This window comes from Shewanella cyperi (assembly GCF_017354985.1).
GTDB classification, from domain to species: domain Bacteria; phylum Pseudomonadota; class Gammaproteobacteria; order Enterobacterales; family Shewanellaceae; genus Shewanella; species Shewanella cyperi.
In genome coordinates, this window is record NZ_CP071501.1 from 208,006 (window position 1) to 231,485 (window position 23,480).

The 23,480-nt window shown below is 52.2% G+C and carries 16 protein-coding genes, 7 tRNA genes and 3 rRNA genes; 22 read left to right on the top strand and 4 right to left on the bottom strand.

Annotation, left to right across the window (positions count from 1 at the left end):
• Positions 1 to 43: 43 nt before the first annotated feature.
• A complete protein-coding gene (locus JYB84_RS00865) occupies positions 44 to 1,150 on the bottom strand; it encodes an acyl-CoA desaturase (RefSeq protein WP_207321600.1) in 1,107 nt (368 codons plus the stop codon).
• A gap of 149 nt (positions 1,151 to 1,299) precedes the next feature.
• Here JYB84_RS00865 and fabR point away from each other — a divergent pair, with 149 nt between their 5' ends.
• Positions 1,300 to 1,914 carry an HTH-type transcriptional repressor FabR gene (gene fabR / locus JYB84_RS00870; RefSeq protein WP_207323059.1) on the top strand — a complete coding sequence of 205 codons (615 nt, stop codon included), beginning with the start codon at positions 1,300 to 1,302 and terminating at the stop codon, positions 1,912 to 1,914.
• 56 nt (positions 1,915 to 1,970) lie between these two features.
• On the opposite strand, the gene trmA is transcribed toward fabR, so the two are convergent.
• Complete coding sequence (gene trmA / locus JYB84_RS00875) at positions 1,971 to 3,071, bottom strand: tRNA (uridine(54)-C5)-methyltransferase TrmA (protein ID WP_207321601.1); 1,101 nt, start codon at positions 3,069 to 3,071, stop codon at positions 1,971 to 1,973.
• 147 nt (positions 3,072 to 3,218) lie between these two features.
• On the opposite strand from trmA, the gene murI reads away from it, so the two are divergent.
• The gene (gene murI / locus JYB84_RS00880; protein ID WP_207321602.1) at positions 3,219 to 4,010 is read left to right on the top strand and encodes a glutamate racemase; all 792 of its coding nucleotides are present in this window, start codon (positions 3,219 to 3,221) and stop codon (positions 4,008 to 4,010) included.
• A 9-nt stretch (positions 4,011 to 4,019) separates the two neighbouring features.
• Here murI and JYB84_RS00885 read toward each other — a convergent pair whose 3' ends face one another.
• On the bottom strand, positions 4,020 to 4,475 hold the full coding sequence (locus JYB84_RS00885) for an RNA recognition motif domain-containing protein (RefSeq protein WP_207321603.1): 456 nt from the start codon (positions 4,473 to 4,475) through the stop codon (positions 4,020 to 4,022).
• 618 nt (positions 4,476 to 5,093) lie between these two features.
• Here JYB84_RS00885 and JYB84_RS00890 point away from each other — a divergent pair.
• The 8 genes from JYB84_RS00890 to birA all read left to right on the top strand — a co-directional run bounded on the left by JYB84_RS00890 (position 5,094) and on the right by birA (position 12,717).
• Positions 5,094 to 6,636 (top strand): 16S ribosomal RNA (locus JYB84_RS00890).
• Between the two features lie 71 nt (positions 6,637 to 6,707).
• Positions 6,708 to 6,784, top strand: a tRNA-Ile gene (locus JYB84_RS00895).
• Between the two features lie 132 nt (positions 6,785 to 6,916).
• Positions 6,917 to 6,992 (top strand) — tRNA-Ala (locus JYB84_RS00900).
• Positions 6,993 to 7,276: 284 nt separating this feature from the next.
• Positions 7,277 to 10,169 (top strand): 23S ribosomal RNA (locus tag JYB84_RS00905).
• A gap of 189 nt (positions 10,170 to 10,358) precedes the next feature.
• Positions 10,359 to 10,434 (top strand) — tRNA-Val (locus tag JYB84_RS00910).
• A 35-nt stretch (positions 10,435 to 10,469) separates the two neighbouring features.
• Positions 10,470 to 10,585 (top strand): 5S ribosomal RNA (rrf, locus tag JYB84_RS00915).
• Together the 16S, 23S and 5S rRNA genes with 3 tRNA genes alongside form the textbook arrangement of a ribosomal RNA operon.
• A 154-nt stretch (positions 10,586 to 10,739) precedes the next feature.
• Entirely contained in the window at positions 10,740 to 11,765 is a 1,026-nt protein-coding gene (gene murB, locus JYB84_RS00920) for a UDP-N-acetylmuramate dehydrogenase (protein WP_207321604.1), read from the top strand.
• A complete protein-coding gene (gene birA, locus JYB84_RS00925) occupies positions 11,758 to 12,717 on the top strand; it encodes a bifunctional biotin--[acetyl-CoA-carboxylase] ligase/biotin operon repressor BirA (RefSeq protein WP_207321605.1) in 960 nt (319 codons plus the stop codon). The genes murB and birA overlap by 8 nt, the downstream gene beginning before the upstream one ends.
• A 14-nt stretch (positions 12,718 to 12,731) precedes the next feature.
• Here birA and coaA read toward each other — a convergent pair whose 3' ends face one another.
• Positions 12,732 to 13,679 carry a type I pantothenate kinase gene (coaA, locus tag JYB84_RS00930; protein ID WP_207321606.1) on the bottom strand — a complete coding sequence of 316 codons (948 nt, stop codon included), beginning with the start codon at positions 13,677 to 13,679 and terminating at the stop codon, positions 12,732 to 12,734.
• 204 nt (positions 13,680 to 13,883) lie between these two features.
• Between coaA and JYB84_RS00935 the strand changes: the two genes are divergently transcribed.
• From JYB84_RS00935 to rpoB, 12 genes are all read left to right on the top strand, one after another.
• Positions 13,884 to 13,959: transfer RNA gene (locus tag JYB84_RS00935), tRNA-Thr, on the top strand.
• 7 nt (positions 13,960 to 13,966) lie between these two features.
• Positions 13,967 to 14,051 (top strand) — tRNA-Tyr (locus JYB84_RS00940).
• Between the two features lie 35 nt (positions 14,052 to 14,086).
• Positions 14,087 to 14,160, top strand: a tRNA-Gly gene (locus tag JYB84_RS00945).
• Between the two features lie 9 nt (positions 14,161 to 14,169).
• Positions 14,170 to 14,245 (top strand) — tRNA-Thr (locus JYB84_RS00950).
• A gap of 118 nt (positions 14,246 to 14,363) precedes the next feature.
• The gene (gene tuf, locus JYB84_RS00955) at positions 14,364 to 15,548 is read left to right on the top strand and encodes an elongation factor Tu (protein WP_207321607.1); all 1,185 of its coding nucleotides are present in this window, start codon (positions 14,364 to 14,366) and stop codon (positions 15,546 to 15,548) included.
• Positions 15,549 to 15,819: 271 nt separating this feature from the next.
• The gene (gene secE / locus JYB84_RS00960) at positions 15,820 to 16,191 is read left to right on the top strand and encodes a preprotein translocase subunit SecE (RefSeq protein ID WP_207321608.1); all 372 of its coding nucleotides are present in this window, start codon (positions 15,820 to 15,822) and stop codon (positions 16,189 to 16,191) included.
• Between the two features lie 9 nt (positions 16,192 to 16,200).
• Positions 16,201 to 16,752, top strand: coding sequence for a transcription termination/antitermination protein NusG (nusG, locus tag JYB84_RS00965; RefSeq protein ID WP_207321609.1), 552 nt, complete (start codon positions 16,201 to 16,203; stop codon positions 16,750 to 16,752).
• 128 nt (positions 16,753 to 16,880) lie between these two features.
• Positions 16,881 to 17,309, top strand: a complete 429-nt coding sequence (gene rplK / locus JYB84_RS00970) for a 50S ribosomal protein L11 (protein ID WP_207321610.1) — start codon at positions 16,881 to 16,883, stop codon at positions 17,307 to 17,309.
• A gap of 4 nt (positions 17,310 to 17,313) precedes the next feature.
• On the top strand, positions 17,314 to 18,015 hold the full coding sequence (rplA, locus tag JYB84_RS00975; RefSeq protein WP_207321611.1) for a 50S ribosomal protein L1: 702 nt from the start codon (positions 17,314 to 17,316) through the stop codon (positions 18,013 to 18,015).
• A gap of 240 nt (positions 18,016 to 18,255) precedes the next feature.
• A complete protein-coding gene (rplJ, locus tag JYB84_RS00980; RefSeq protein ID WP_207321612.1) occupies positions 18,256 to 18,756 on the top strand; it encodes a 50S ribosomal protein L10 in 501 nt (166 codons plus the stop codon).
• 54 nt (positions 18,757 to 18,810) lie between these two features.
• Positions 18,811 to 19,179, top strand: a complete 369-nt coding sequence (rplL, locus tag JYB84_RS00985; RefSeq protein ID WP_207321613.1) for a 50S ribosomal protein L7/L12 — start codon at positions 18,811 to 18,813, stop codon at positions 19,177 to 19,179.
• A gap of 238 nt (positions 19,180 to 19,417) precedes the next feature.
• Entirely contained in the window at positions 19,418 to 23,446 is a 4,029-nt protein-coding gene (rpoB, locus tag JYB84_RS00990; RefSeq protein WP_207321614.1) for a DNA-directed RNA polymerase subunit beta, read from the top strand.
• The last annotated feature ends 34 nt before the right edge of the window (positions 23,447 to 23,480 follow it).

Here is a 23,480-nt window from a genome sequence, read left to right on the forward strand (position 1 = left end):
TAATACCTTACGGCCGCCATGCAAGGCGGCCGTGGTCACAGGACTAACGATAGGCGGCGTTCAGACTGTTCCAATTGGCCTGTTGCAGCTTAAGGCGCGACTTGAGTTCGTTGAATCTGGGGCGCAGCTCCTCAAGGCATAGCTTGTGGCGCTTGGCCTCCAACAGCTCTTTCTTTACCTGATAGAACTCAAGTAGCTGCTGTTTCAGCGTCTCGTATTCGCCCTGCAGTGTTTGCCACAGTTCTTCGTAATCCTGTCTGTGTGTGATCCGCTGCTGGGTGCGTTTGAGCTGCATCTGCAATTTGGCCGCCTCGATACGCTCTTGGGGCACCTTGCGCAAATCGCTGGCCATACCCAACCAGGAAAGCAGTTTGATCAGCCACTTGGTGGGATCGTAATGCCACCAACGTATGCCGTTGCGGTAGTCGTTTTCGAAAATATGGTGGAAGTTGTGGTAGCCCTCGCCATAGGTCAGCACCGCCAATACACCGTTGTCGCGGGCAGTATTCCTGTCGGTATAGGGTTGAGTGCCCCAGATATGGGCCAGGGAATTGATGAAGAAGGTGCAGTGGTGCACCACCACCAAACGCAGCAGACCGGCCACCAACAGCATGGTCCAGACATCGCCGTTGAACCAACCCAGCAATGCCGGCAGCCCTATGTTCATCACCAACACCAACGCCAGATAATGTTTGTGCTGCCACATGACTATGGGATCGTTCTGCAGGTCGCGGACGTTGTTATAGTCGTGATAACGATGGGCCTGGTATTCACGCAGCATCCAGCCGATATGGCTGTACCAGAAACCCATGTTCGCTGAATAGGGATCTTTGTCGTTATCGTCTACATGCTTGTGGTGCACCCTGTGATCGGATGACCAGTGCAGGGCACTGTTTTGCAACGCCAGGGCGCCACCCAGCGCATACAACCACCTTACCGCCCCATTGGCCTTATAGGCTTTATGGGACCAGAGCCTGTGGTAGCCGGCGGTGATAGACATACCGCTATAGAAGGCCAGTACCACAAAGGTCAGCCATTCTATGGCATCTATGCCATGGGACCATGCGCGCCAGGGGATGAGCACTGCGGCGCCGGTGAAGGTCAGCAGAAACAGCATCAGATTGAGCCAGATGATGGGAGGTTTTTTCATTATCGGTTTCCAAATCGCGTTTAAGCGTACAACTGTAAGCTAATTTACCTGCAAGGACCCCATGGGGTCAAGCCGGCCGGGGCTGTGTTTCTGTGGCAAACGGGGTATTATCCGCAACATCATTGGTTTGGATGGAACACAAGATGGGAATTGGGATCCGGGCACAGCAGAAAGAAAAAACCCGTCGCGCGCTGGTGGACGCGGCCTTCAATCAGCTCAGTGCCGAGCGCAGTTTTTCCAGTCTCAGCCTGCGGGAAGTGGCCCGGGAGGCCAATATTGCGCCGACCTCTTTCTATCGTCATTTCAAAGATATGAACGAGCTTGGCCTGACCATGGTCGATGAAGGCGGCCTGACCCTGAGGCAGATGATGCGCAAGGGCCGGCAAAGGGCCGAGGCCGGTGGCAGCGTGATCCGCATTTCCGTGGATACCTTTATGGAAGTGCTGGACTCCAATCCCAACGTGTTCCGCATCTTGCTCCACGAGCGCTCAGGAACTTCGGCCGCCTTTCGCGCGGCGGTTGCCCGTGAGATTGAACACTTTATTTCCGAGCTGGCCCATTACACCGAGGAGACTGCCCATCGCAGTCCGGCTTTGGCGAGGGCCCAGGCAGAAGCTCTGGTGACTCTGGTATTCAACGCCGGCGCTGCGGCCCTGGACATGAAAAAGGCTGATCGCAAGGTGCTGGCGGATCAGTTGGTGATGCAGCTGCGCATGGTGGCGACCGGCGCCGAAGTATTGCAGCACAAATTGGATAACAGGTAGGTCTGCAATCAGAACAAAAACGGAGCCTTAAGGCTCCGTTTTTGTTTTGAAGGAGCTTATTTGCGACGCTCCAGCAACACACCCGCTTCGGTGTGATGGGTATAAGGGAACTGATCGAACAGGGCAAAGCGAGTGATCTCGTGGGTTTGGCTGAGCACTGCCAGGTTGTCCTTCAGAGTCTCAGGATTGCAGGAGATATAGAGAATGCGCTCATATCCCTGCACCAGTTTGACCGTCTCTGCATCCAAACCCGCTCTGGGGGGGTCCACAAAGATGGTGTTGCAGTCATAGCTTTGCAGATCGATACCCTCAAGGCGCTTAAAGCTTTTACCACCCTGCATCGCCAGGGTGAAGTCTTCCGCTGACATGCGGATGATATCCAGATTGGCTATGTTGTTAATGGCGATGTTGTACTGGGCCGCATCCACCGACGGTTTGGCCAGCTCTGTCGCCAATACCCGCTGAAAATTCTGCGCCAGGGCAATGGAGAAATTGCCGTTACCGCAATAGAGTTCCAGTAGATCGCCCTGACTGTTTTGGGTGGCATCAATGGCCCATTCCAGCATTTTGACCGCCACCTTGGCATTGGGTTGGGTAAAGCTGTTTTCTATCTGTTTGTAATGGTATTGGCGACCATTGACATCCAGGGTCTCAACCACAAAATCCCGGTCCAGTATCAGTTTCTGTTTTCTGGCGCGGCCTATGATGTCAACCTTGAACCGGTCTGACAGCGCCGCTTTCAGGGCTTTGGCTTGCTCCAGCCAATCATCCCCAAGCTGCCTGTGGTAGAGCAGGCTGACCAGAATTTCCCCTGAGAGCGTGGACAGGAAATCCACCTGGAACAGCTTGTGGCGCAGCACGGGATTGGGTCGCAGATGTGCCATCAGTTCCTGCATCATCTGGTTGATGAGCGTGCCGGCCGGCAGATATTGGTCACAGCGAACCTTTTGCTGCAGGGCATTATCGAACATGTAATAGTAGAGATCGTCTCCATCGTGCCATACCCGGAATTCACTGCGCATCCGATAGTGGGCCGGTTCAGAGGCGAAGACTTCCAATGCCGGAGGTGTGAATTCGGCAAAGGCCTCTGTCAGTGACTGGCTCTTGTCCGCCAACTGGGCATCATACTGCCGGGGATCCATTGCTGCTAAATTCATTGTTACTTACCTTGGCCTTGTTTGGGGGCGCAAATTTTATACCAGATGACGTTGATGTCCAGCTTTCTGGGCAATCGGCAATACTGGCAGAGGCGTGAGCGGTGTGGGAAAATGACGGCCTCGCAATGGCGTTGGAGTGTATAAGCTTTGGGTAACAGTATCTTGGTATTCGATTCGGGTATAGGTGGCCTGTCTGTGCTGCAGGAAATCCGTGCCCGCTTGCCGGAGCACGAATACTGCTATCTGTTTGACAATGCCCGCCTGCCCTACGGCGAGCTGAGTGAGCAGGAGCTCATCTCCGGTTGCGTTTGCCTGATTGAAGATATGGTTGCCCGTTGTAACGCGGCTGTGGTGGTCATAGCCTGCAATACCGCCAGTACCTTGGTGCTGCCGGCCTTGCGATCCCGGTTGAGCATTCCAGTTGTTGGGGTGGTGCCAGCGATTAAACCCGCTGCGGCCATGTCACACTCAGGACATATAGGACTATTGGCAACCCCGGGGACGGTAAGACGGGCTTATACCCATGAACTGATAGCCAGTCATGCCAAAGATAGCCAGGTACATCTCTTTGGCAGCTCAGAGCTGGTGATGATGGCAGAGGCCAAAATGGCGGGGCAGCCGGTAGATCTTTCCACATTAAGCAAGATACTGGCACCGGTGAAGGAAACAGAGATAGATGTGCTGGTACTGGGTTGCACCCATTTCCCCTTGCTCGCTGAAGAGCTGAGTCAGGTTTTAGGGGAAACTATCAGGCTGGTGGATTCGGGGGAGGCAATCGCCAGGCGGGTGGTCCACCTTCTCGGGGAGGCTGCCATGATAGCAGGTCCGGGTAAATTGACGGCCTGGCATACCACAGATGCCATCAGTGAAGGTCTGTCAACGTCCCTCAGGGCGTTAGGCTTTAACGCTATCTTGCCTTATCGCATCGAGGGACGCTGACCAAAGGGCTTATTCGTCGCCCTTTTCCTGTCCTTCGCCGTCTTGAGTCTTGGCTTCCCTTACCTTCAGGGTGCGCTCCTGAAAGGTAAAGTCATTCAGCTTGGTCATGGCTTTTTTGGCGCCGGCTTCAGACATCTCCACAAAACCGAAGCCTTTACGGCGGCCGGTCTTGCGATCCCGCACCAGACGGACCGAGTTGACCGGGCCGAATTCACCAAACAGGATTTTAACTTCACCTTCATGCACCCGGTAGGGCAAGTTGCCTACATAGAGAGTCATGGTTGGTCCTGTGTATTCGGTTTCGGTTGCTTGCGCCTGTGCATCCGGCAACAAAATAAATACCACGCCGGCAATCATTGCACCCGCCGCGAATGCTATGTATGCCGGCAGGGTCGGCATAAACTGATAGATAGCAAAAGCTCCCAGCGCAGCAACAATCAAAACAATAAGAAATGATTTCTGCATAAAAAATTGGTCTCTAATCAAATGAAAAATGATAAATAACTGTTAACAGCCGGTATATGGTAATGAATTCTCAGGGGTTAAACCAGCGGAGTGGAGAAAAAATGAGCGTGCCAGGTCGCAATATTTGAGTTTCTTTCGGGTGTGAGGAACCTTCTGGTGTGAAAATTAGCCAGTTCGCATCTTTTATCCGCAATTTGCCGTAAACATCAGCAGTTGATTTCCAAAGACCGGATTAGTGCTTGCCGACTCGTTATTCCCCCCTATAATGCGCCTCGTTCCGGAGACAAGGGCCTGTTGGGCAAATACTTGAATCGGGGACGCTGTTGTTCGCAACAGCAGCTGAGCTAAAATTTAGCCAGTCAGCGTCAGGCGAAGAAAAAATGCTTGACGCAACATGGGTGAAGCGTAGAATACGCAGCCCTGACCAGAAGAGAAATGGTCAACGTTCTTTAACAATTTATCAAGCAATCTGTGTGGACACTCGCAGAGCTGATGACATCGACAACGATATTCATCAGTGAATGATGTCCATGCAAACATGCAGTTTGCGACTGTTTACAGTTGCAAAATCGACAGAATTCATTGAGCAGTTTGGCGCAAGCCAAACACCAAAACTTTTAATTGAAGAGTTTGATCATGGCTCAGATTGAACGCTGGCGGCAGGCCTAACACATGCAAGTCGAGCGGTAACACAAGGGAGCTTGCTCCTGAGGTGACGAGCGGCGGACGGGTGAGTAATGCCTGGGAACTTGCCCATTCGAGGGGGATAACAGTTGGAAACGACTGCTAATACCGCATACGCCCTACGGGGGAAAGCAGGGGAACTTCGGTCCTTGCGCGAATGGATAGGCCCAGGTGGGATTAGCTAGTTGGTGAGGTAAAGGCTCACCAAGGCGACGATCCCTAGCTGTTCTGAGAGGATGATCAGCCACACTGGGACTGAGACACGGCCCAGACTCCTACGGGAGGCAGCAGTGGGGAATATTGGACAATGGGGGAAACCCTGATCCAGCCATGCCGCGTGTGTGAAGAAGGCCTTCGGGTTGTAAAGCACTTTCAGTGGGGAGGAAAGGTTGTAGGTTAATACCCTATAGCTGTGACGTTACCCACAGAAGAAGCACCGGCTAACTCCGTGCCAGCAGCCGCGGTAATACGGAGGGTGCAAGCGTTAATCGGAATTACTGGGCGTAAAGCGTGCGCAGGCGGTTTGTTAAGCGAGATGTGAAAGCCCCGGGCTCAACCTGGGAATTGCATTTCGAACTGGCAAACTAGAGTCTTGTAGAGGGGGGTAGAATTCCAGGTGTAGCGGTGAAATGCGTAGAGATCTGGAGGAATACCGGTGGCGAAGGCGGCCCCCTGGACAAAGACTGACGCTCAGGCACGAAAGCGTGGGGAGCAAACAGGATTAGATACCCTGGTAGTCCACGCCGTAAACGATGTCTACTCGGAGTTTGGTGTCTTGAACACTGGGCTCTCAAGCTAACGCATTAAGTAGACCGCCTGGGGAGTACGGCCGCAAGGTTAAAACTCAAATGAATTGACGGGGGCCCGCACAAGCGGTGGAGCATGTGGTTTAATTCGATGCAACGCGAAGAACCTTACCTACTCTTGACATCCAGAGAACTTGGCAGAGATGCCTTGGTGCCTTCGGGAACTCTGAGACAGGTGCTGCATGGCTGTCGTCAGCTCGTGTTGTGAAATGTTGGGTTAAGTCCCGCAACGAGCGCAACCCTTATCCTTACTTGCCAGCGGGTCATGCCGGGAACTTTAGGGAGACTGCCGGTGATAAACCGGAGGAAGGTGGGGACGACGTCAAGTCATCATGGCCCTTACGAGTAGGGCTACACACGTGCTACAATGGTCAGTACAGAGGGTTGCGAAGCCGCGAGGTGGAGCTAATCCCATAAAGCTGGTCGTAGTCCGGATTGGAGTCTGCAACTCGACTCCATGAAGTCGGAATCGCTAGTAATCGTGGATCAGAATGCCACGGTGAATACGTTCCCGGGCCTTGTACACACCGCCCGTCACACCATGGGAGTGGGCTGCAAAAGAAGTGGGTAGCTTAACCTTCGGGGGGGCGCTCACCACTTTGTGGTTCATGACTGGGGTGAAGTCGTAACAAGGTAGCCCTAGGGGAACCTGGGGCTGGATCACCTCCTTACCTAAGCGATGCGTCGCTGTGCTGAGTGTTCACACAGATTGCTTGATAGATGAAAAGAGACAAATGCGTGAGGGTCTGTAGCTCAGGTGGTTAGAGCGTACGCCTGATAAGCGTAAGGTCGGTAGTTCGAGTCTACTCAGACCCACCAAATCTCCGCTTCTGCTTTGTTGTAAAGCGCGTCGTTTAGGCAACTAAACTTCCTTGCTCTACGCCGCGCATAAGCGCAGATTGATTTCTCGCATTGTTTCGGACTGTGATGACGGCGGATGCTGTCTGAAATGGGGCTATAGCTCAGCTGGGAGAGCGCCTGCCTTGCACGCAGGAGGTCTGCGGTTCGATCCCGCATAGCTCCACCACTTCGCTGCCACAGCGACAGTCTCAGGAATAGAGACGCCAAAGATAAGTGATGAATTTATCTTTGGCTTTTTTAAGCCCGCTCTTTAACAATTTGGAAAGCTGATAGTAGAAACTGGACCTTCTCTTTGAGATGGGATTCAGTTAATACAAAAATTGAGTTCTCAAACACTTCAATCAAGTGTTTTGGGTATTCTTCAAGGCGGGTCCATTTCCAACCCTGGAAATGAGACCAAGTAAAACCAGCTGGTCGCAACAGCTCAAGTGAAACTCATTTGGGTTGTATGGTTAAGCGACTAAGCGTATACGGTGGATGCCTTGGCAGTCAGAGGCGATGAAGGACGTAGTAACTTGCGAAAAGCGTTGGTGAGGTAGTAACAACCGTTATAGCCAGCGATGTCCGAATGGGGGAACCCGGCAGCATAAGCTGTCATCACTACATGAATACATAGTGTAGTGAGGCGAACGAGGGGAACTGAAACATCTAAGTACCCTTAGGAAAAGAAATCAACCGAGATTCCCTAAGTAGCGGCGAGCGAACGGGGATTAGCCCTTAAGTCTTTGGGGTGTTAGTGGAATGAGTTGGAAAGCTCAACGGTACAGGGTGATAGTCCCGTACACGACAACTAACCAGAGATGAAAACGAGTAAGGCGGCACACGTGATATGTTGTCTGAACATGGGGGGACCATCCTCCAAGGCTAAATACTCCTGACTGACCGATAGTGAACCAGTACCGTGAGGGAAAGGCGAAAAGAACCCCTGTGAGGGGAGTGAAATAGAACCTGAAACCGTATACGTACAAGCAGTGGGAGCGGTTCTTGAGACCGTGACTGCGTACCTTTTGTATAATGGGTCAGCGACTTACATTTAGTAGCGAGGTTAAGCGAATAGCGGAGCCGTAGGGAAACCGAGTGTTAACTGCGCGTTTAGTTGCTAGGTGTAGACCCGAAACCCGGTGATCTAGCCATGGGCAGGTTGAAGGTTGAGTAACATCAACTGGAGGACCGAACCGACTAATGTTGAAAAATTAGCGGATGACTTGTGGCTGGGGGTGAAAGGCCAATCAAACCGGGAGATATCTGGTTCTCCTCGAAAGCTATTTAGGTAGCGCCTCGGACGAACACCTTTGGGGGTAGAGCACTGTTAAGGCTAGGGGGTCATCCCGACTTACCAACCCTTTGCAAACTCCGAATACCAAAGAGTGCTATCCGGGAGACAGACGGCGGGTGCTAACGTCCGTCGTCAAAAGGGAAACAACCCAGACCGTCAGCTAAGGTCCCAAAGTAATTGCTAAGTGGGAAACGATGTGGGAAGGCTTAGACAGCTAGGATGTTGGCTTAGAAGCAGCCATCATTTAAAGAAAGCGTAATAGCTCACTAGTCGAGTCGGCCTGCGCGGAAGATGTAACGGGGCTAAGCAATTCACCGAAGCTACGGGTGTGCACGATAACGTGTACGCGGTAGAGGAGCGTTCTGTAAGCCGTTGAAGGTGAAGGGGTAACCCACACTGGAGGTATCAGAAGTGCGAATGCTGACATGAGTAACGATAAAGGGGGTGAAAAACCCCCTCGCCGAAAGACCAAGGGTTCCTGTCCAACGTTAATCGGGGCAGGGTGAGTCGACCCCTAAGGCGAGGCCGAAAGGCGTAGTCGATGGGAAACGGGTTAATATTCCCGTACTTCTGCTAACTGCGATGGAGAGACGGAGAAGGCTAGGCCAGCACGGCGTTGGTTGTCCGTGTTTAAGGTGGTAGGTGGTGTGCTTAGGCAAATCCGGGCACACATACACCGAGAGCTGATGACGAGGTGCTACGGCACTGAAGTGGTTGATGCCAGGCTTCCAGGAAAATCTTCTAAGCTTCAGGTTAGCAGGAATCGTACCCCAAACCGACACAGGTGGTCGGGTAGAGAATACCAAGGCGCTTGAGAGAACTCGGCTGAAGGAACTAGGCAAAATGGTACCGTAACTTCGGGAGAAGGTACGCTGCTGTTGGTGGAGGGACTTGCTCCCCGAGCTGACGGCAGTCGCAGATACCAGGTGGCTGCAACTGTTTATCAAAAACACAGCACTGTGCAAACTCGCAAGAGGAAGTATACGGTGTGACGCCTGCCCGGTGCCGGAAGGTTAATTGATTGGGTTATCGCAAGAGAAGCTCATGATCGAAGCCCCGGTAAACGGCGGCCGTAACTATAACGGTCCTAAGGTAGCGAAATTCCTTGTCGGGTAAGTTCCGACCTGCACGAATGGCGTAATGATGGCCACGCTGTCTCCAGCCGAGACTCAGTGAAGTTGAAATTGCGGTGAAGATGCCGTATACCCGCGGCTAGACGGAAAGACCCCGTGAACCTTTACTATAGCTTGGCACTGAACATTGACCCTACATGTGTAGGATAGGTGGGAGACTTTGAAGCGGGAACGCCAGTTCTCGTGGAGTCGTCCTTGAAATACCACCCTTGTAGTGTTGATGTTCTAACCTGGGCCCCTAATCGGGGTTAGGGACAGTGCCTGGTGGGTAGTTTGACTGGGGCGGTCTCCTCCCAAAGAGTAACGGAGGAGCACGAAGGTTGGCTAAGTACGGTCGGACATCGTACGGTTAGTGTAATGGCATAAGCCAGCTTAACTGCGAGACAGACACGTCGAGCAGGTACGAAAGTAGGTCATAGTGATCCGGTGGTTCTGAATGGAAGGGCCATCGCTCAACGGATAAAAGGTACTCCGGGGATAACAGGCTGATACCGCCCAAGAGTTCATATCGACGGCGGTGTTTGGCACCTCGATGTCGGCTCATCACATCCTGGGGCTGAAGTCGGTCCCAAGGGTATGGCTGTTCGCCATTTAAAGTGGTACGCGAGCTGGGTTCAGAACGTCGTGAGACAGTTCGGTCCCTATCTGCCGTGGGCGTTGGATGATTGAGGGGAGTTGCTCCTAGTACGAGAGGACCGGAGTGAACGAACCGCTGGTGTTCGGGTTGTCATGCCAATGGCATTGCCCGGTAGCTACGTTCGGAATCGATAACCGCTGAAAGCATCTAAGCGGGAAGCGAGCCCCAAGATGAGTCATCCCTTGGACCTAGAGTCCACATAAGAGCCGTTCGAGACCAGGACGTTGATAGGTCAGGTGTGTAAGCGTTGTGAGGCGTTGAGCTAACTGATACTAATGACTCGAGAGGCTTAACCATACAACCCAGATGGGTTTTACTGAAAATGTTCTACTTTAAAATGCTCCAAGCATTTAAAGTATTTCCTACATCCTTGTAGGTCACCACATTTTCCAGCACTTCCTCCTTCCCTGGAGGTCGTGCGAAGAATATCCAAACTTGATTGAAGTCGAGACTCAAAGCTCAACAGAGCAGCAGCACAGAATTTCCGGTCGCTTAGCTCAGCCGGGAGAGCACCTCCCTTACAAGGAGGGGGTCACTGGTTCGATCCCAGTAGCGACCACCATATTTCACTGCACAGCTTTCCAAATTACCAATTTGTCTGGTGACAATAGCATTGTGGTCCCACCTGATCCCATTCCGAACTCAGAAGTGAAACGCAATCGCGCCGATGGTAGTGTGGGGTCTCCCCATGTGAGAGTAGGTCATCGCCAGATGCCTAATAAGACGAAAAGGCCACCCAAACGGGTGGCCTTTTTGCTTTCAGCTTCTCAAATAGCAGCCTTTCAGGGCAACACTTGTTAGCCCTTGGGGTGTGTTCTGCTGTGTTAGCGGCTAGAATGGGGCTTTCCATTCTCAGCCGGATATAAGATGTTCCCCAGCGTTTCCCTCAAATCCTTCAATACATTTGGCCTGTCGCAGTCTTGTAACAGGCTGGAACGCATCCAATCCCAGGATCAGCTATTAACAGTTTTACGTGAACTCAAGCAAAGTAACGCGCCTTTCTTGGTTCTGGGTGGTGGCAGTAATGTGGTGTTCACCGAGGACTATGACGGCACTGTGTTGCAAATGGCAATTCAAGGCATTCAGGTTTATGAAGAAGAGGAATGCTTTCGGTTGGAGGTGGCTGCAGGCGTAAATTGGCACCAACTGGTGTGTTTTACCCTGGAAAACGGTATGCCGGGGTTGGAAAATTTAGCATTGATCCCGGGTACCGCCGGTGCTGCGCCAATTCAGAATATCGGAGCCTACGGTGTTGAGTTTTGCGATGTCTGTGACTGGGTGGAATATCTGGACATAGCGTCGATGACGAAGCACAGGATAACGGCGGCCGAATGCCATTTTGGCTACCGTGATTCTATTTTCAAACATGCACTGAAAGATAAAGTGATCATCTGTGGCATTGGCATTCGTCTGGCGAAAGCCTGGTCGCCAAAGGTCTCTTATGGGCCGCTCAGCGAGTTGCCAGCTAAAGATCTCACTCCCAAAGCTGTCTTTGATCGGGTAGTCGCCATTCGGCGGCAGAAGTTGCCGGATCCCGAAGTGCTGGGCAATGCCGGTAGTTTTTTCAAAAACCCTATAGTCGAGGCAGCGCAATACGCCGAACTTGCGGTACGTTTCCCACAGATCGTCGGTTATGGCATGGAAGACGGGCGGGTCAAGTTGGCTGCAGGCTGGTTGATTGAACAAGCTGGCTTGAAGGGTTTTAAACTCGGCCAGGCCGGAGTGCACGAACAACAGGCCCTGGTTTTGGTGAATCTCGGCTCTGCAACGGGGGCTGATATTTGCGCGCTGGCGCGATTGGTGATGCAAAAGGTGCTGGAAAAGTTTGGTGTGCGGCTGGAGGCTGAGCCGAATATCATAGGACATCAACAGCTGGAGGCCGAAAATGAGTGAACACTGGCAACGTAAACGCGAAATTCTGGCATTGATGGCGGCCGGTGACTTTGTTTCCGGGGAACTTTTGGCTGAAAAGTTGGGTATCAGTCGCAGCGCCATCAATAAGCATATGGATGGGCTTGCAGACTATGGGGTGTCCTTGTTCAGCGTTAAGGGAAAGGGATACAAATTAGCTTCGCCTGTGTCCCTTATCGACCCTGTCAGACTCAAGCAGGGCATAGGCAAAAGGTGCTTCTATTTCGATGAAACTGACAGCACCAATGCGTTTATGCTGCAGCATGCCGATGAGCTGGAAAGTGGCGACCTTTGCGTTGCCGAGTATCAATCCAGTGGCAGGGGAAGGCGGGGGCGCAGCTGGGTATCGCCCTATGGCAGCCACCTGTATTTTTCATTGTTCTGGTCTCTCCCTGAGTTGTCAAAGGCCATGGGTTTAAGCCTGGTGGCCGGTTGCGCTCTGGCCAAGGTGTTGGCGGACTTGGGCGTTGAGGAATTGGGGTTGAAATGGCCCAATGACCTTTATTTTCAAGGTCGCAAGTTGGCCGGCATCCTGGTGGAAATTAAGGGGCAGGCCGATGGCGAGTGCCAACTGGTGATTGGCATAGGTGTTAATCTTGCCATGCCCATGAGCCAAGCTGAGAAAATTGACCAGCCCTGGAGTGACTTACAATCGACGGAAAGGATGCCCGATAAGACATCTCTGACCCTGGCTTTGCACAGCCAATTATGCAGGGATTTAGAGCTTTTTGAACGGGAAGGTCTTTGCGCTTTCCAGAGCCGTTGGTCAGCTGCCGATGAGTTTGCCGGCAAACCGGTTGAACTGTTGATGGCCGACAGGCGCATCGCCGGGATCTGTCGCGGAATAGATGAACAAGGTGCCCTGCTGCTTGAGACGGATGCCGGCCTGCAGAGTTTTATCGGCGGTGAAATCAGTCTGAGGGCCGGGCATTGACCGGTCAAAGCGACTTATTTACGCAGTAGCACCTGTTCCATCTGGTGATTTTGTCCCTTGCGCAATATCAGATGCGCCCGCTCCCGGGTGGGTTGGATATTTTGCCTCAGGTTGGGGCCGTTGATGCTGTCCCAGATCTGTGCGGCGGTGTCGACAGCCTCGTTGTCACTCAGTGCCGCATAATGATGGAAGTAGGAACGTTCGTCGGCAAAGGCACCGCTGCGGAATTGCAGAAAACGTTCTATATACCATTGCTTCAGTAAATCCTCTTCGGCGTCCACATAGATGGAAAAGTCCACAAAGTCTGACACAAATGGCCGACGGATATCCACATGGGCATCCAAGCCGGTTTGCAATACGTTAAGGCCTTCCAGGATCAGTATGTCCGGTTTATTGATGATCTGGTGCTGGTCTTTGATGCGGTCGTAGCTGAGGTGCGAATAAATCGGTGCTTTGACCTCAGTCTTGCCGGATTTCACCGCAGAGATAAATTCTATCAGCATCCGCCCATCGTAGCTTTCCGGAAAACCTTTGCGCTTGAGCAGACCTTTTCGTTTTAGCTCGTTCAGAGGGTAAAGAAAGCCATCGGTAGTCAATAGGTCGACCTTGGGATGCTCAGGCCATTGCTGCAGCAAGGCTTGCAGTATGCGTGCTGTGGTGCTCTTGCCGACGGCAACACTGCCGGCGATGCTGATGATATAGGGGCTGTCGGTGGGTTTTCGGCCAAGGAAGGCATTGAGTATGACGCCTCTCTGCTGCTTGGAACCCACTATAAGGTTAAGCAAGCGGCTTAAGGGCAAATAGATGTCCGTGACCTCTGACAAGGAAATGCGTTCATTGATACCACGCAGGTGGCTGAGATCGCCTTCGTTAAGCGTCAAGGGGACCGAGTTCCTGAGTTCGGCCCATTGGTTGCGGTCGAAGTTCAAGTAGAGGGCCTGCTGGGTCTGGTTATTATTCATGCACTTTCCTTACCTTAGGCTGGGCACAGTACACCAGCTCCGGAAGCGGCACAATAGTGACGAATAACCCTTAACGCGGATTGTTGTGGTGCCAGGGTGGAAGACGTGCAAAAAAGCGCCGCTTGGCACTTTTTTTGGCGAAATTGCGATTTTTCTGTTGCACTCATGGCGACATTTACCTAATATCCGCTACCGAAATGACATGCCGGCATAGCTCAGTTGGTAGAGCAACTGACTTGTAATCAGTAGGTCCCGAGTTCGACTCTTGGTGCCGGCACCATTTTACTGGAGGGGTTCCCGAGTGGCCAAAGGGATCAGACTGTAAATCTGACGGCTCCGCCTTCGAAGGTTCGAATCCTTCTCCCTCCACCATTTTCCTAGGTACTAGGTGGCCAAAGTTAGGTTGTGCGGGCATCGTATAATGGTATTACTCCAGCCTTCCAAGCTGATAACGCGGGTTCGATTCCCGCTGCCCGCTCCAATTTAAGATGCTGATATGGCTCAGGTGGTAGAGCGCATCCTTGGTAAGGATGAGGTCGGCAGTTCGAATCTGCCTATCAGCACCAGCCTCTCTTTATAAATGCTACTTTTACCTAATGTAAACGGTTCGATGTCAGTTGATGACATCGGATTTTTTCTATATACAGGTTTTCATCACCAAGTATCTTGGATTGAGGCAATACCATGGCTAAAGCTAAATTTGAACGTTCCAAACCCCACGTAAACGTGGGCACCATCGGTCACGTTGACCATGGTAAAACCACTCTGACTGCTGCTATCTCCCACGTGCTGGCCAAGCACTACGGTGGTGAGGCGAAGGACTTCTCTCAAATCGACAACGCTCCAGAAGAGCGTGAGCGCGGTATTACCATCAATACCTCTCACATCGAATACGATACTCCTACTCGCCACTACGCCCACGTAGACTGCCCAGGCCACGCTGACTATGTTAAAAACATGATCACCGGTGCTGCCCAGATGGACGGCGCAATCCTGGTAGTAGCTGCGACCGACGGTCCAATGCCACAAACTCGTGAGCACATCCTGCTGTCTCGTCAGGTAGGCGTACCTTTCATCATCGTGTTCATGAACAAGTGTGACATGGTAGATGACGAAGAGCTGCTGGAACTGGTTGAGATGGAAGTTCGCGAACTGCTGTCTGAATACGACTTCCCAGGTGATGACCTGCCAGTAATCCAAGGTTCTGCTCTGAAGGCCCTGGAAGGCGACGCTGCTTGGGAAGGTAAGATCCTCGAGCTGGCCGAAGCTCTGGATACCTATATCCCTGAGCCAGAGCGTGACATCGATAAGCCATTCCTGCTGCCAATCGAAGACGTATTCTCAATCTCTGGTCGTGGTACTGTAGTAACCGGTCGTGTTGAGCGTGGTATCATCAACGTAGGTAACGAAGTTGAAATCGTGGGTATCCACGACACCACCAAGACCACCTGTACCGGTGTTGAAATGTTCCGCAAGCTGCTGGACGAAGGCCGTGCCGGTGAGAACGTAGGTGTTCTGCTGCGTGGTACCAAGCGTGATGAAGTAGAGCGTGGTCAAGTACTGGCCAAGCCTGGTTCAATCAACCCACACACTACTTTTGAATCAGAAGTATACGTTCTGTCAAAAGAAGAAGGTGGTCGTCACACTCCATTCTTCAAAGGCTACCGTCCACAGTTCTACTTCCGTACAACTGACGTGACCGGTACCATCGAACTGCCAGAAGGCGTAGAGATGGTAATGCCTGGTGACAACATCAAGATGGTTGTTACCTTGATCTGCCCAATCGCAATGGACGAAGGTCTGCGCTTCGCAATCCGTGAAGGCGGCCGTACCGTTGGTGCTGGTGTAGTAGCCAAGATCATCAAGTAATCTCGATTGCTTGAAAAAGGCGACCTCAGGGTCGCCTTTTTGTTTTGTGACAATTGGATAGCCTTACGCCCCCTGGCTAATCCATCTGCATTTTTGCCACTTCACAGCCTTGCGCCGCCGGTTGAATAAGAATACAATCTATGGCCGATTTTTAAGCCCTGAGCCTGTCGTTTCCGGCAATTCATGGCGAGTTCGGAAAATGGGGCAGATCCCGGTAACTATCGGGATTAGGGTGCCTGGCTCAGGCCGTATTGAGTAACGGAATTAACCGATGACAACTAATACTGAAAACCAGGGAAGTTCTCTGGATCTCGTTAAGTGGGGGGTGGCAATCCTGTTGCTGGCCGCTGCTGTAATTGGCAACCAAATGTACAGTGAGGCCAGCGTTGTAGTGCGGGCCCTGGCAGTAATTGTGGCATTTGCCATCGCAGCATTTGTTGCGTTGCAGACCGAAAAAGGCAAACAAGCCTTGGCTTTTGCCCGCGAGTCGCAGATTGAAGTGCGCAAAGTGATATGGCCGACCCGTAAAGAAGCCCTGACCACTACCTATATCGTATTGGCAGCAACAGGTGTTCTCGCGATCGTTCTGTGGGGCCTGGATGCGGTTCTGCTGAAAATAGTTAACTTGATTACCGGCGTATAGGCACCTCGAATGACTGAAGCTAAAGAAGCTAAGAAAAGATGGTATGTGGTTCAAGCATTCTCCGGCTACGAGGGCCGAGTGTGCAAGTCTTTGATTGAACACATCAAGATGCATGGTATGGAACAATACTTCGGCGAAGTCCTGGTTCCTACCGAAGAAGTCGTTGAAATGCGTGCCGGTCAGCGTCGCAAGAGTGAGCGCAAGTTCTTCCCTGGGTACGTGCTGGTACAGATGGAAATGAACGATGACTCCTGGCATCTGGTCAAGAGCATTCCACGCGTGATGGGCTTTATTGGCGGTACTTCTGATCGTCCCGCGCCCATCAGCGATAAAGAAGCCGAGGCTATTTTGCGCCGTTTGCAGGAAACCACGGATTCTCCAACCCATCGCGTTATGTTCGAACCCGGTGAAGTGGTTCGGGTTAACGACGGTCCCTTTGCCGATTTCAATGGCACTGTGGAAGAGGTCGATTATGACAAGAGCCGCGTTAAGGTGTCTGTGATGATCTTCGGCCGCTCAACCCCAGTCGAGCTGGACTTCAGCCAGATCGAGAAAGGTTGATTAATTAAAACGCAAAAATCCGTTTGGCAAGGGGTGTGGATTTCTATATAATCCGCACCCGTTGTTTTCGGGGAGCCCGTGGGCATGTTGCCTGCAGGCGTTTGAACCCAAACTGAGGAAATGTCAACATGGCAAAGAAAATTGAAGCTTATATCAAGCTGCAAGTAAAATCTGGCTCCGCTAACCCATCTCCACCAGTTGGTCCTGCTCTGGGTCAAAAAGGTGTGAACATCATGGAATTCTGTAAAGCGTTCAACGCCCGTACAGAGAAAATGGAAAAGGGCATGCCGATCCCAGTAGTGATCACTGTATACAGCGATCGCTCTTTCACTTTTGAAACCAAGACTCCACCAGCGTCTTTCATGCTGAAGCAGGCTGCAGGCCTGAAGTCAGGTTCAAGCCGTCCTAACACCCAGAAAGTGGGTACTATCAAGCGCAGCAAGCTTCAGGAAATCGCTGAAACCAAAGCTGTTGATATGACTGGTGCTGACATTGAAGCGATGACTCGCTCAATCGAAGGTACTGCACGTTCCATGGGCTTGGTAGTAGAGGACTAATAAAATGGCAAAACTGACTAAACGCATGCGCGTGATCCGCGAAAAAGTGGACGCTACCAAGAGCTACGAAATCAACGAAGCCGTTGCCCTGCTGAAAGAGCTGGCTACCGCCAAGTTCGTTGAGAGTGTTGACGTTGCCGTTAACCTGGGTGTTGACCCACGTAAATCTGACCAAAACGTCCGTGGCGCCACTGTGCTGCCACACGGTACCGGTCGTGACGTGCGTGTAGCCGTATTTACCCAAGGTGCCAACGCCGAAGCCGCCAAGGCTGCCGGTGCTGAACTGGTAGGTATGGAAGATCTGGCTGAGAAGGTTAAAGCCGGCGAAATGAACTTCGACGTAGTTATCGCTTCTCCTGATGCGATGCGCGTTGTAGGTATGCTGGGTCAAATCCTGGGTCCACGCGGCCTGATGCCAAACCCAAAAACCGGTACTGTAACTCCTAACGTTGCCGAAGCTGTTAAGAACGCCAAGGCCGGTCAGGTTCGTTACCGTAACGACAAGAACGGTATTATCCACACCACCATCGGTAAAGTGGACTTTACTCCCGTTCAACTGAAAGAAAACCTGGAAGCTCTGCTGTCTGCACTGAGGAAGGCCAAGCCTGCCGCAGCCAAAGGCCAGTACGTGAAGAAAGTCAGCATCTCCACCACTATGGGTGCAGGTGTTGCGGTAGACCAGAACAGTCTGGAAACTGCCAACTAATTTTACAAGGGTCGCGCATTAAACTATAATGCGCGCACTTTTGTGGGTTGAAGCCTGCTTTTTGGCAGGTTTCCATCCAAGACCGCAGGTGTTTTTCAAAAAACTTAATTTCCTGCGTAGATGGTGTCAGGCCCCAGATAGAATTCTTCTGCTGGATAATCTGCACCGTAAGTGGCTGAGTTAATAGCTCAGTAGGTAAATTCCGGGGGCGACCCCGGGTAGAATCCAGGAGTATAGCCAATGGCATTAAGACTCGAAGACAAAAAAGCGATTGTTGCTGAAGTCAACGAAGCTGCCAAAGGTGCACTGTCTGCAGTAGTAGCCGATTCTCGCGGTGTAACTGTAGGCGCCATGACCACTCTCCGTAAAAACGCCCGCGCTGCCGGTGTATACGTACGTGTAGTACGTAACACTCTGGCCCGTCGCGCCGTTGAAGGTACTGCTTTTGAGTGCCTCGGTGAAGTGTTCACTGGCCCAACTTTGATTGCTTTCTCTAACGAGCACCCAGGTGCCGCCGCACGTCTGTTGAAAGACTTCGCGAAAGAGCAAGCTAAATTCGAAGTTAAAGGTGCAGCTTTCGAAGGGAATTTCATCCCTGCAGCTGATATTGATCGTTTGGCAAAACTGCCAACTTACGAAGAAGCACTGGCACAGCTGATGATGACTATGAAGGAAGCATCTGCTGGCAAGTTCGTTCGTACACTGGCTGCACTGCGCGATCAAAAACAAGAAGCCGCTTAATTTCAAGCTGGCTGCTTAATCGAATTGAATTCAGAACATTAGGAAATTTTTGTTATGTCTATCACTAAAGACCAAATCCTCGAAGCCTTTGCAGCTATGTCTGTAATGGAAGTTGTTGAACTGATCGAAGCTATGGAAGAGAAGTTCGGTGTTTCTGCCGCTGCTGCCGTAGTTTCTGGTGGTGCTGCTGAAGCCGCTGTAGTTGAAGAGAAGACCGAGTTCGACGTAGTTATGACTGCCCACGGTGACAACAAAGTTGCTGTGATCAAGGCCGTTCGTGGTGCTACCGGTCTGGGTCTGAAAGAAGCCAAAGCTATGGCTGAATCTGCTCCAGTAGCCGTTAAAGAAGGTGTCTCTAAAGCAGAAGCTGAAGCTCTGGCCAAAGAACTGACCGAAGCCGGTGCTACTGTAGAGATCAAGTAAGCTATTATTTAGCTTGCAAACATTCGGGCTTGTCCCGGATGGAGGCTGGCGGTTTTTTAACCGTCGGCCTTTTTTGCGCTGTAAGCGTTGGCGATTTTTTTTCACCGTTTGTCGCCAAATTCTGCAGTCCCTAGCAGTGATTATTGGTTAGGTTCTTGCCTCAACGGTGATGGGCAAACGTGCTGAATTAACCCTTGTTGGTTCAGTCTTGGTCACATCTCGCAAGCAGAGGAAACCCATGGTTTACTCCTATTCTGAAAAGAAGCGTATTCGCAAAGACTTTGGTAAGCGTCCACAGGTGTTGGATATCCCTTACCTGCTGTCGATTCAGTTAGACTCTTTTAAGAAGTTCACCGATCAAGATCCCTCCGGTGAGCGTGGCCTTGAGGCCGCTTTCCGCAGCGTTTTTCCCATCAAGAGCTTTTCTGGTAATTCTGAGCTGCAATATGTCAGCTACAAGCTGGGTGAGCCCGTATTTGATGTGAAAGAGTGCCAGATCCGCGGCGTGACTTATTCTGCCCCCCTGCGCGTGAAACTGCGCATGGTGCTGTTTGATCGCGAAGCCGCCGCCGGCACAGTAAAAGACATTAAAGAACAAGAAGTCTACATGGGGGATATCCCTCTGATGACTGACAATGGTACCTTCGTTATCAACGGTACCGAGCGTGTTATCGTTTCTCAGCTCCACCGTTCTCCCGGTGTGTTCTTCGACCACGACCGTGGCAAGACTCACTCTTCCGGTAAGGTGCTGTATAACGCGCGTATCATTCCTTACCGCGGTTCCTGGTTGGATTTCGAATTCGACCCGAAAGATGCGCTGTTTGTGCGTATCGACCGTCGTCGTAAGCTGCCTGCGACCATCATCCTGCGTGCCCTGGAGTTCTCTACCCAGGAAATCCTGGATCTGTTCTTTGAGCGCGTAGAGTTCTCTATCAAGAAAGATTCACTGGTGATGGGTCTGGTTCCTGAGCGTCTGCGTGGCGAAACCGCCAGCTACGACATCAAGGATGCCGAAGGCACAGTTCTGGTTGAAAAGGGTCGTCGCGTTACTGCACGTCATATCCGTCAACTGGAAAAAACCAATACTACTGAACTGGAAGTACCGGTTGAGTACATTGTTGGCAAGATTGCCGCTCAGGATTATATCGATCCTGATACCGGTGAAGTATTGCTGTCTGCCAACTCTGAAATCCGTCTGGAAGATCTGGCCCAGCTGTCTCTGGCCGGCATCAAGAATATCGCGACCCTGTACATCAACGAACTGGATCACGGTGCCTACATTTCCGACACCCTGCGTATCGATTCTTCTACCAATCGCCTCGAGGCCCTGGTGGAAATCTATCGCATGATGCGTCCTGGCGAGCCGCCAACCAAGGATGCTGCCGAAGCCCTGTTCCAGAACCTGTTCTTCAGCGAAGAGCGTTATGACCTGTCCAAAGTAGGTCGTATGAAGTTCAACCGTCGTCTGGAGCTGCCCGATGACGAAGGTACCGGCGTACTGTCTAAAGAAGACATAGTTGCGGTGATGAAGAAAATCATCGAAATCCGCAACGGTTACGATGAAGTGGACGATATCGACCACCTGGGTAACCGCCGTATCCGTTCCGTTGGTGAAATGGCCGAGAACCAATTCCGCGTTGGTCTGGTACGTGTTGAGCGTGCCGTGCGTGAGCGTCTGTCTCTGGGCGATCTGAACGAACTGATGCCTCAAGATCTGATCAACGCCAAGCCAATCTCTGCGGCGGTGAAGGAGTTCTTCGGTTCTTCTCAGCTGTCTCAGTTTATGGATCAGAACAACCCGCTGTCAGAAGTGACCCACAAGCGTCGTATCTCCGCGCTTGGTCCCGGCGGTTTGACCCGTGAGCGTGCCGGCTTCGAAGTCCGTGACGTGCACCCAACTCACTACGGTCGTCTGTGTCCAATTGAGACCCCTGAAGGTCCAAACATTGGTCTGATCAACTCGCTGGCGACCTTCGCCCGTACCAACTCTTACGGTTTCTTGGAAACGCCATACCGTAAGGTGATCGACGGCGTGGTAACCGATGAAGTGGAATACTTGTCCGCCATCGAAGAAGGCCGTTATGTGGTTGCTCAGGCGAACATTGAACTGGACCACGAAGGTCGCATCCTGGAAGAGCAGGTTGCCTGTCGTCACAAAGGTGAATCTACCTTTATGCGCGCTTCCGATATCCAGTATATGGACGTATCGCCACAGCAGATCATCTCCGTGGCCGCTTCCTTGATTCCGTTCCTCGAGCACGACGACGCCAACCGCGCACTCATGGGCGCGAACATGCAACGTCAGGCCGTACCTACTCTGCGCTCAGACAAGCCGCTGGTAGGTACAGGTATTGAACGTGCCCTGGCTGTCGACTCAGGTGTGGTAGTGGCTGCCAAGCGTGGCGGTGTGATCGACTATGTCGACGCCAGCCGCATCGTGGTGAAAGTGAACGAAGACGAGCTGCGCCCAGGCGAAGCCGGTATCGACATCTACAACCTGACCAAGTACACCCGTTCGAACCAGAACACCTGTATCAACCAGCGTCCATGCTGCCAGGTAGGTGATCCGGTTGTACGTGGCGACGTATTGGCCGACGGTCCTTCTACCGACCTCGGTGATCTGGCCCTAGGTCAGAACATGCGCGTAGCCTTCATGCCTTGGAACGGTTACAACTTCGAAGACTCGATCCTGATCTCCGAGCGTGTGGTTCAGGATGACCGCTTTACCACCATCCACATTCAGGAACTGTCCTGTATCGCCCGTGATACCAAGCTGGGTAGCGAGGAAATCACCGCCGATATCCCCAACGTGGGTGAGTCTGCTCTGTCCAAGCTGGACGAGTCAGGCATCGTCTACATTGGTGCCGAAGTGAAGGGTGGCGACATTCTGGTTGGTAAGGTAACGCCCAAGGGTGAGACCCAACTGACTCCGGAAGAGAAGCTGCTGCGTGCCATCTTCGGTGAAAAAGCCTCCGACGTGAAAGACAGCTCGCTGCGTGTACCTAACTCAGTGAAAGGTACCATCATCGACGTTCAGGTATTTACCCGTGACGGCGTTGAGAAAGACAAGCGTGCCATCGAAATCGAAGAGATGCACATTGCTCAGGCCCGTAAGGACCTCTCCGAAGAGTTCAAGATCCTGGAAGAAGGTGTACTGGGCCGTGCCCGTAACCTGCTGCTGGGTGCCGGCTACACCGAAGCTCAACTGGCTGCCATTCCTCGTAAGGAAGTGCTGACCCAGGTGATCGACGATGAAGCCAAGCAAACCGAACTGGAACAGCTGGCCGAACAGCACGAAGAGCTGAAAGCCGACTTCGACAAGAAGTTCGAGCACAAGCGTCGCAAGATCACTCAGGGCGATGACCTGGCTCCAGGCGTGCTGAAGATCGTCAAAGTTTACCTGGCGGTTAAGCGCACCATCCAGCCTGGTGACAAGATGGCCGGTCGTCACGGTAACAAGGGTGTGATCTCCAAGATCTGTCCAATCGAAGACATGCCATACGATGAGCATGGTAACCCAGTGGATATCGTACTGAACCCACTCGGTGTACCTTCTCGTATGAACATTGGTCAGGTATTGGAAGTTCACCTGGGTGCCGCGGCCAAGGGTATCGGTAACCGCATCGCCGCCATGCTGGAAGAACAGCGTGAACTGGCCGAGCTGCGTGGTTACATCAAGCAAGCTTACGAGCTGGGCGAAGCTCAGCAGAAGGTGGATATCGACTCCTTCACCGATGATGAAGTCGTCCGCCTTGCCAAGCACCTGAAGGACGGTTTGCCAATCGCAACCCCAGCCTTCGACGGCGCGAAAGAGAAAGAGATCAAGCAAATGCTTGAACTCGCAGGTCTGCCAACTTCCGGCCAGCTGAAGCTGTTCGATGGTCGTACCGGCAACGAATTTGAGCGTGAAGTAACCGTAGGTTACATGTACATGCTCAAACTGAACCACTTGGTGGATGACAAGATGCACGCCCGTTCTACCGGTTCGTACAGCTTGGTTACCCAGCAGCCTCTGGGCGGTAAAGCCCAATTCGGTGGTCAGCGTTTCGGTGAGATGGAAGTGTGGGCCCTGGAAGCATACGGTGCTGCTTATACGCTCCAGGAAATGCTCACAGTTAAGTCTGATGACGTTAACGGTCGTACCCAGATGTACAAGAACATCGTTGACGGCAACCATCAGATGCAGCCTGGTATGCCTGAGTCCTTCAACGTATTGCTGAAGGAGATCCGTTCTCTCGGTATCAATATCGAGTTGGATCAAGAGTAAGACGCCGCCGCAGGCGCGTTTGGCAACTGAAATG

Coding starts and splice junctions, on each gene's coding strand:
- JYB84_RS00865 (WP_207321600.1), bottom strand. CDS start 1,150: ATGAAAAAACCTCCCATCATCTGGCTCAATCTGATGCTGTTTCTGCTG.
- trmA (WP_207321601.1), bottom strand. CDS start 3,071: ATGAATTTAGCAGCAATGGATCCCCGGCAGTATGATGCCCAGTTGGCG.
- JYB84_RS00885 (WP_207321603.1), bottom strand. CDS start 4,475: ATGCAGAAATCATTTCTTATTGTTTTGATTGTTGCTGCGCTGGGAGCT.
- murB (WP_207321604.1), top strand. CDS start 10,740: ATGTTCCCCAGCGTTTCCCTCAAATCCTTCAATACATTTGGCCTGTCG.
- birA (WP_207321605.1), top strand. CDS start 11,758: ATGAGTGAACACTGGCAACGTAAACGCGAAATTCTGGCATTGATGGCG.
- coaA (WP_207321606.1), bottom strand. CDS start 13,679: ATGAATAATAACCAGACCCAGCAGGCCCTCTACTTGAACTTCGACCGC.
- tuf (WP_207321607.1), top strand. CDS start 14,364: ATGGCTAAAGCTAAATTTGAACGTTCCAAACCCCACGTAAACGTGGGC.
- secE (WP_207321608.1), top strand. CDS start 15,820: ATGACAACTAATACTGAAAACCAGGGAAGTTCTCTGGATCTCGTTAAG.
- nusG (WP_207321609.1), top strand. CDS start 16,201: ATGACTGAAGCTAAAGAAGCTAAGAAAAGATGGTATGTGGTTCAAGCA.
- rplK (WP_207321610.1), top strand. CDS start 16,881: ATGGCAAAGAAAATTGAAGCTTATATCAAGCTGCAAGTAAAATCTGGC.
- rplA (WP_207321611.1), top strand. CDS start 17,314: ATGGCAAAACTGACTAAACGCATGCGCGTGATCCGCGAAAAAGTGGAC.
- rplJ (WP_207321612.1), top strand. CDS start 18,256: ATGGCATTAAGACTCGAAGACAAAAAAGCGATTGTTGCTGAAGTCAAC.
- rplL (WP_207321613.1), top strand. CDS start 18,811: ATGTCTATCACTAAAGACCAAATCCTCGAAGCCTTTGCAGCTATGTCT.
- rpoB (WP_207321614.1), top strand. CDS start 19,418: ATGGTTTACTCCTATTCTGAAAAGAAGCGTATTCGCAAAGACTTTGGT.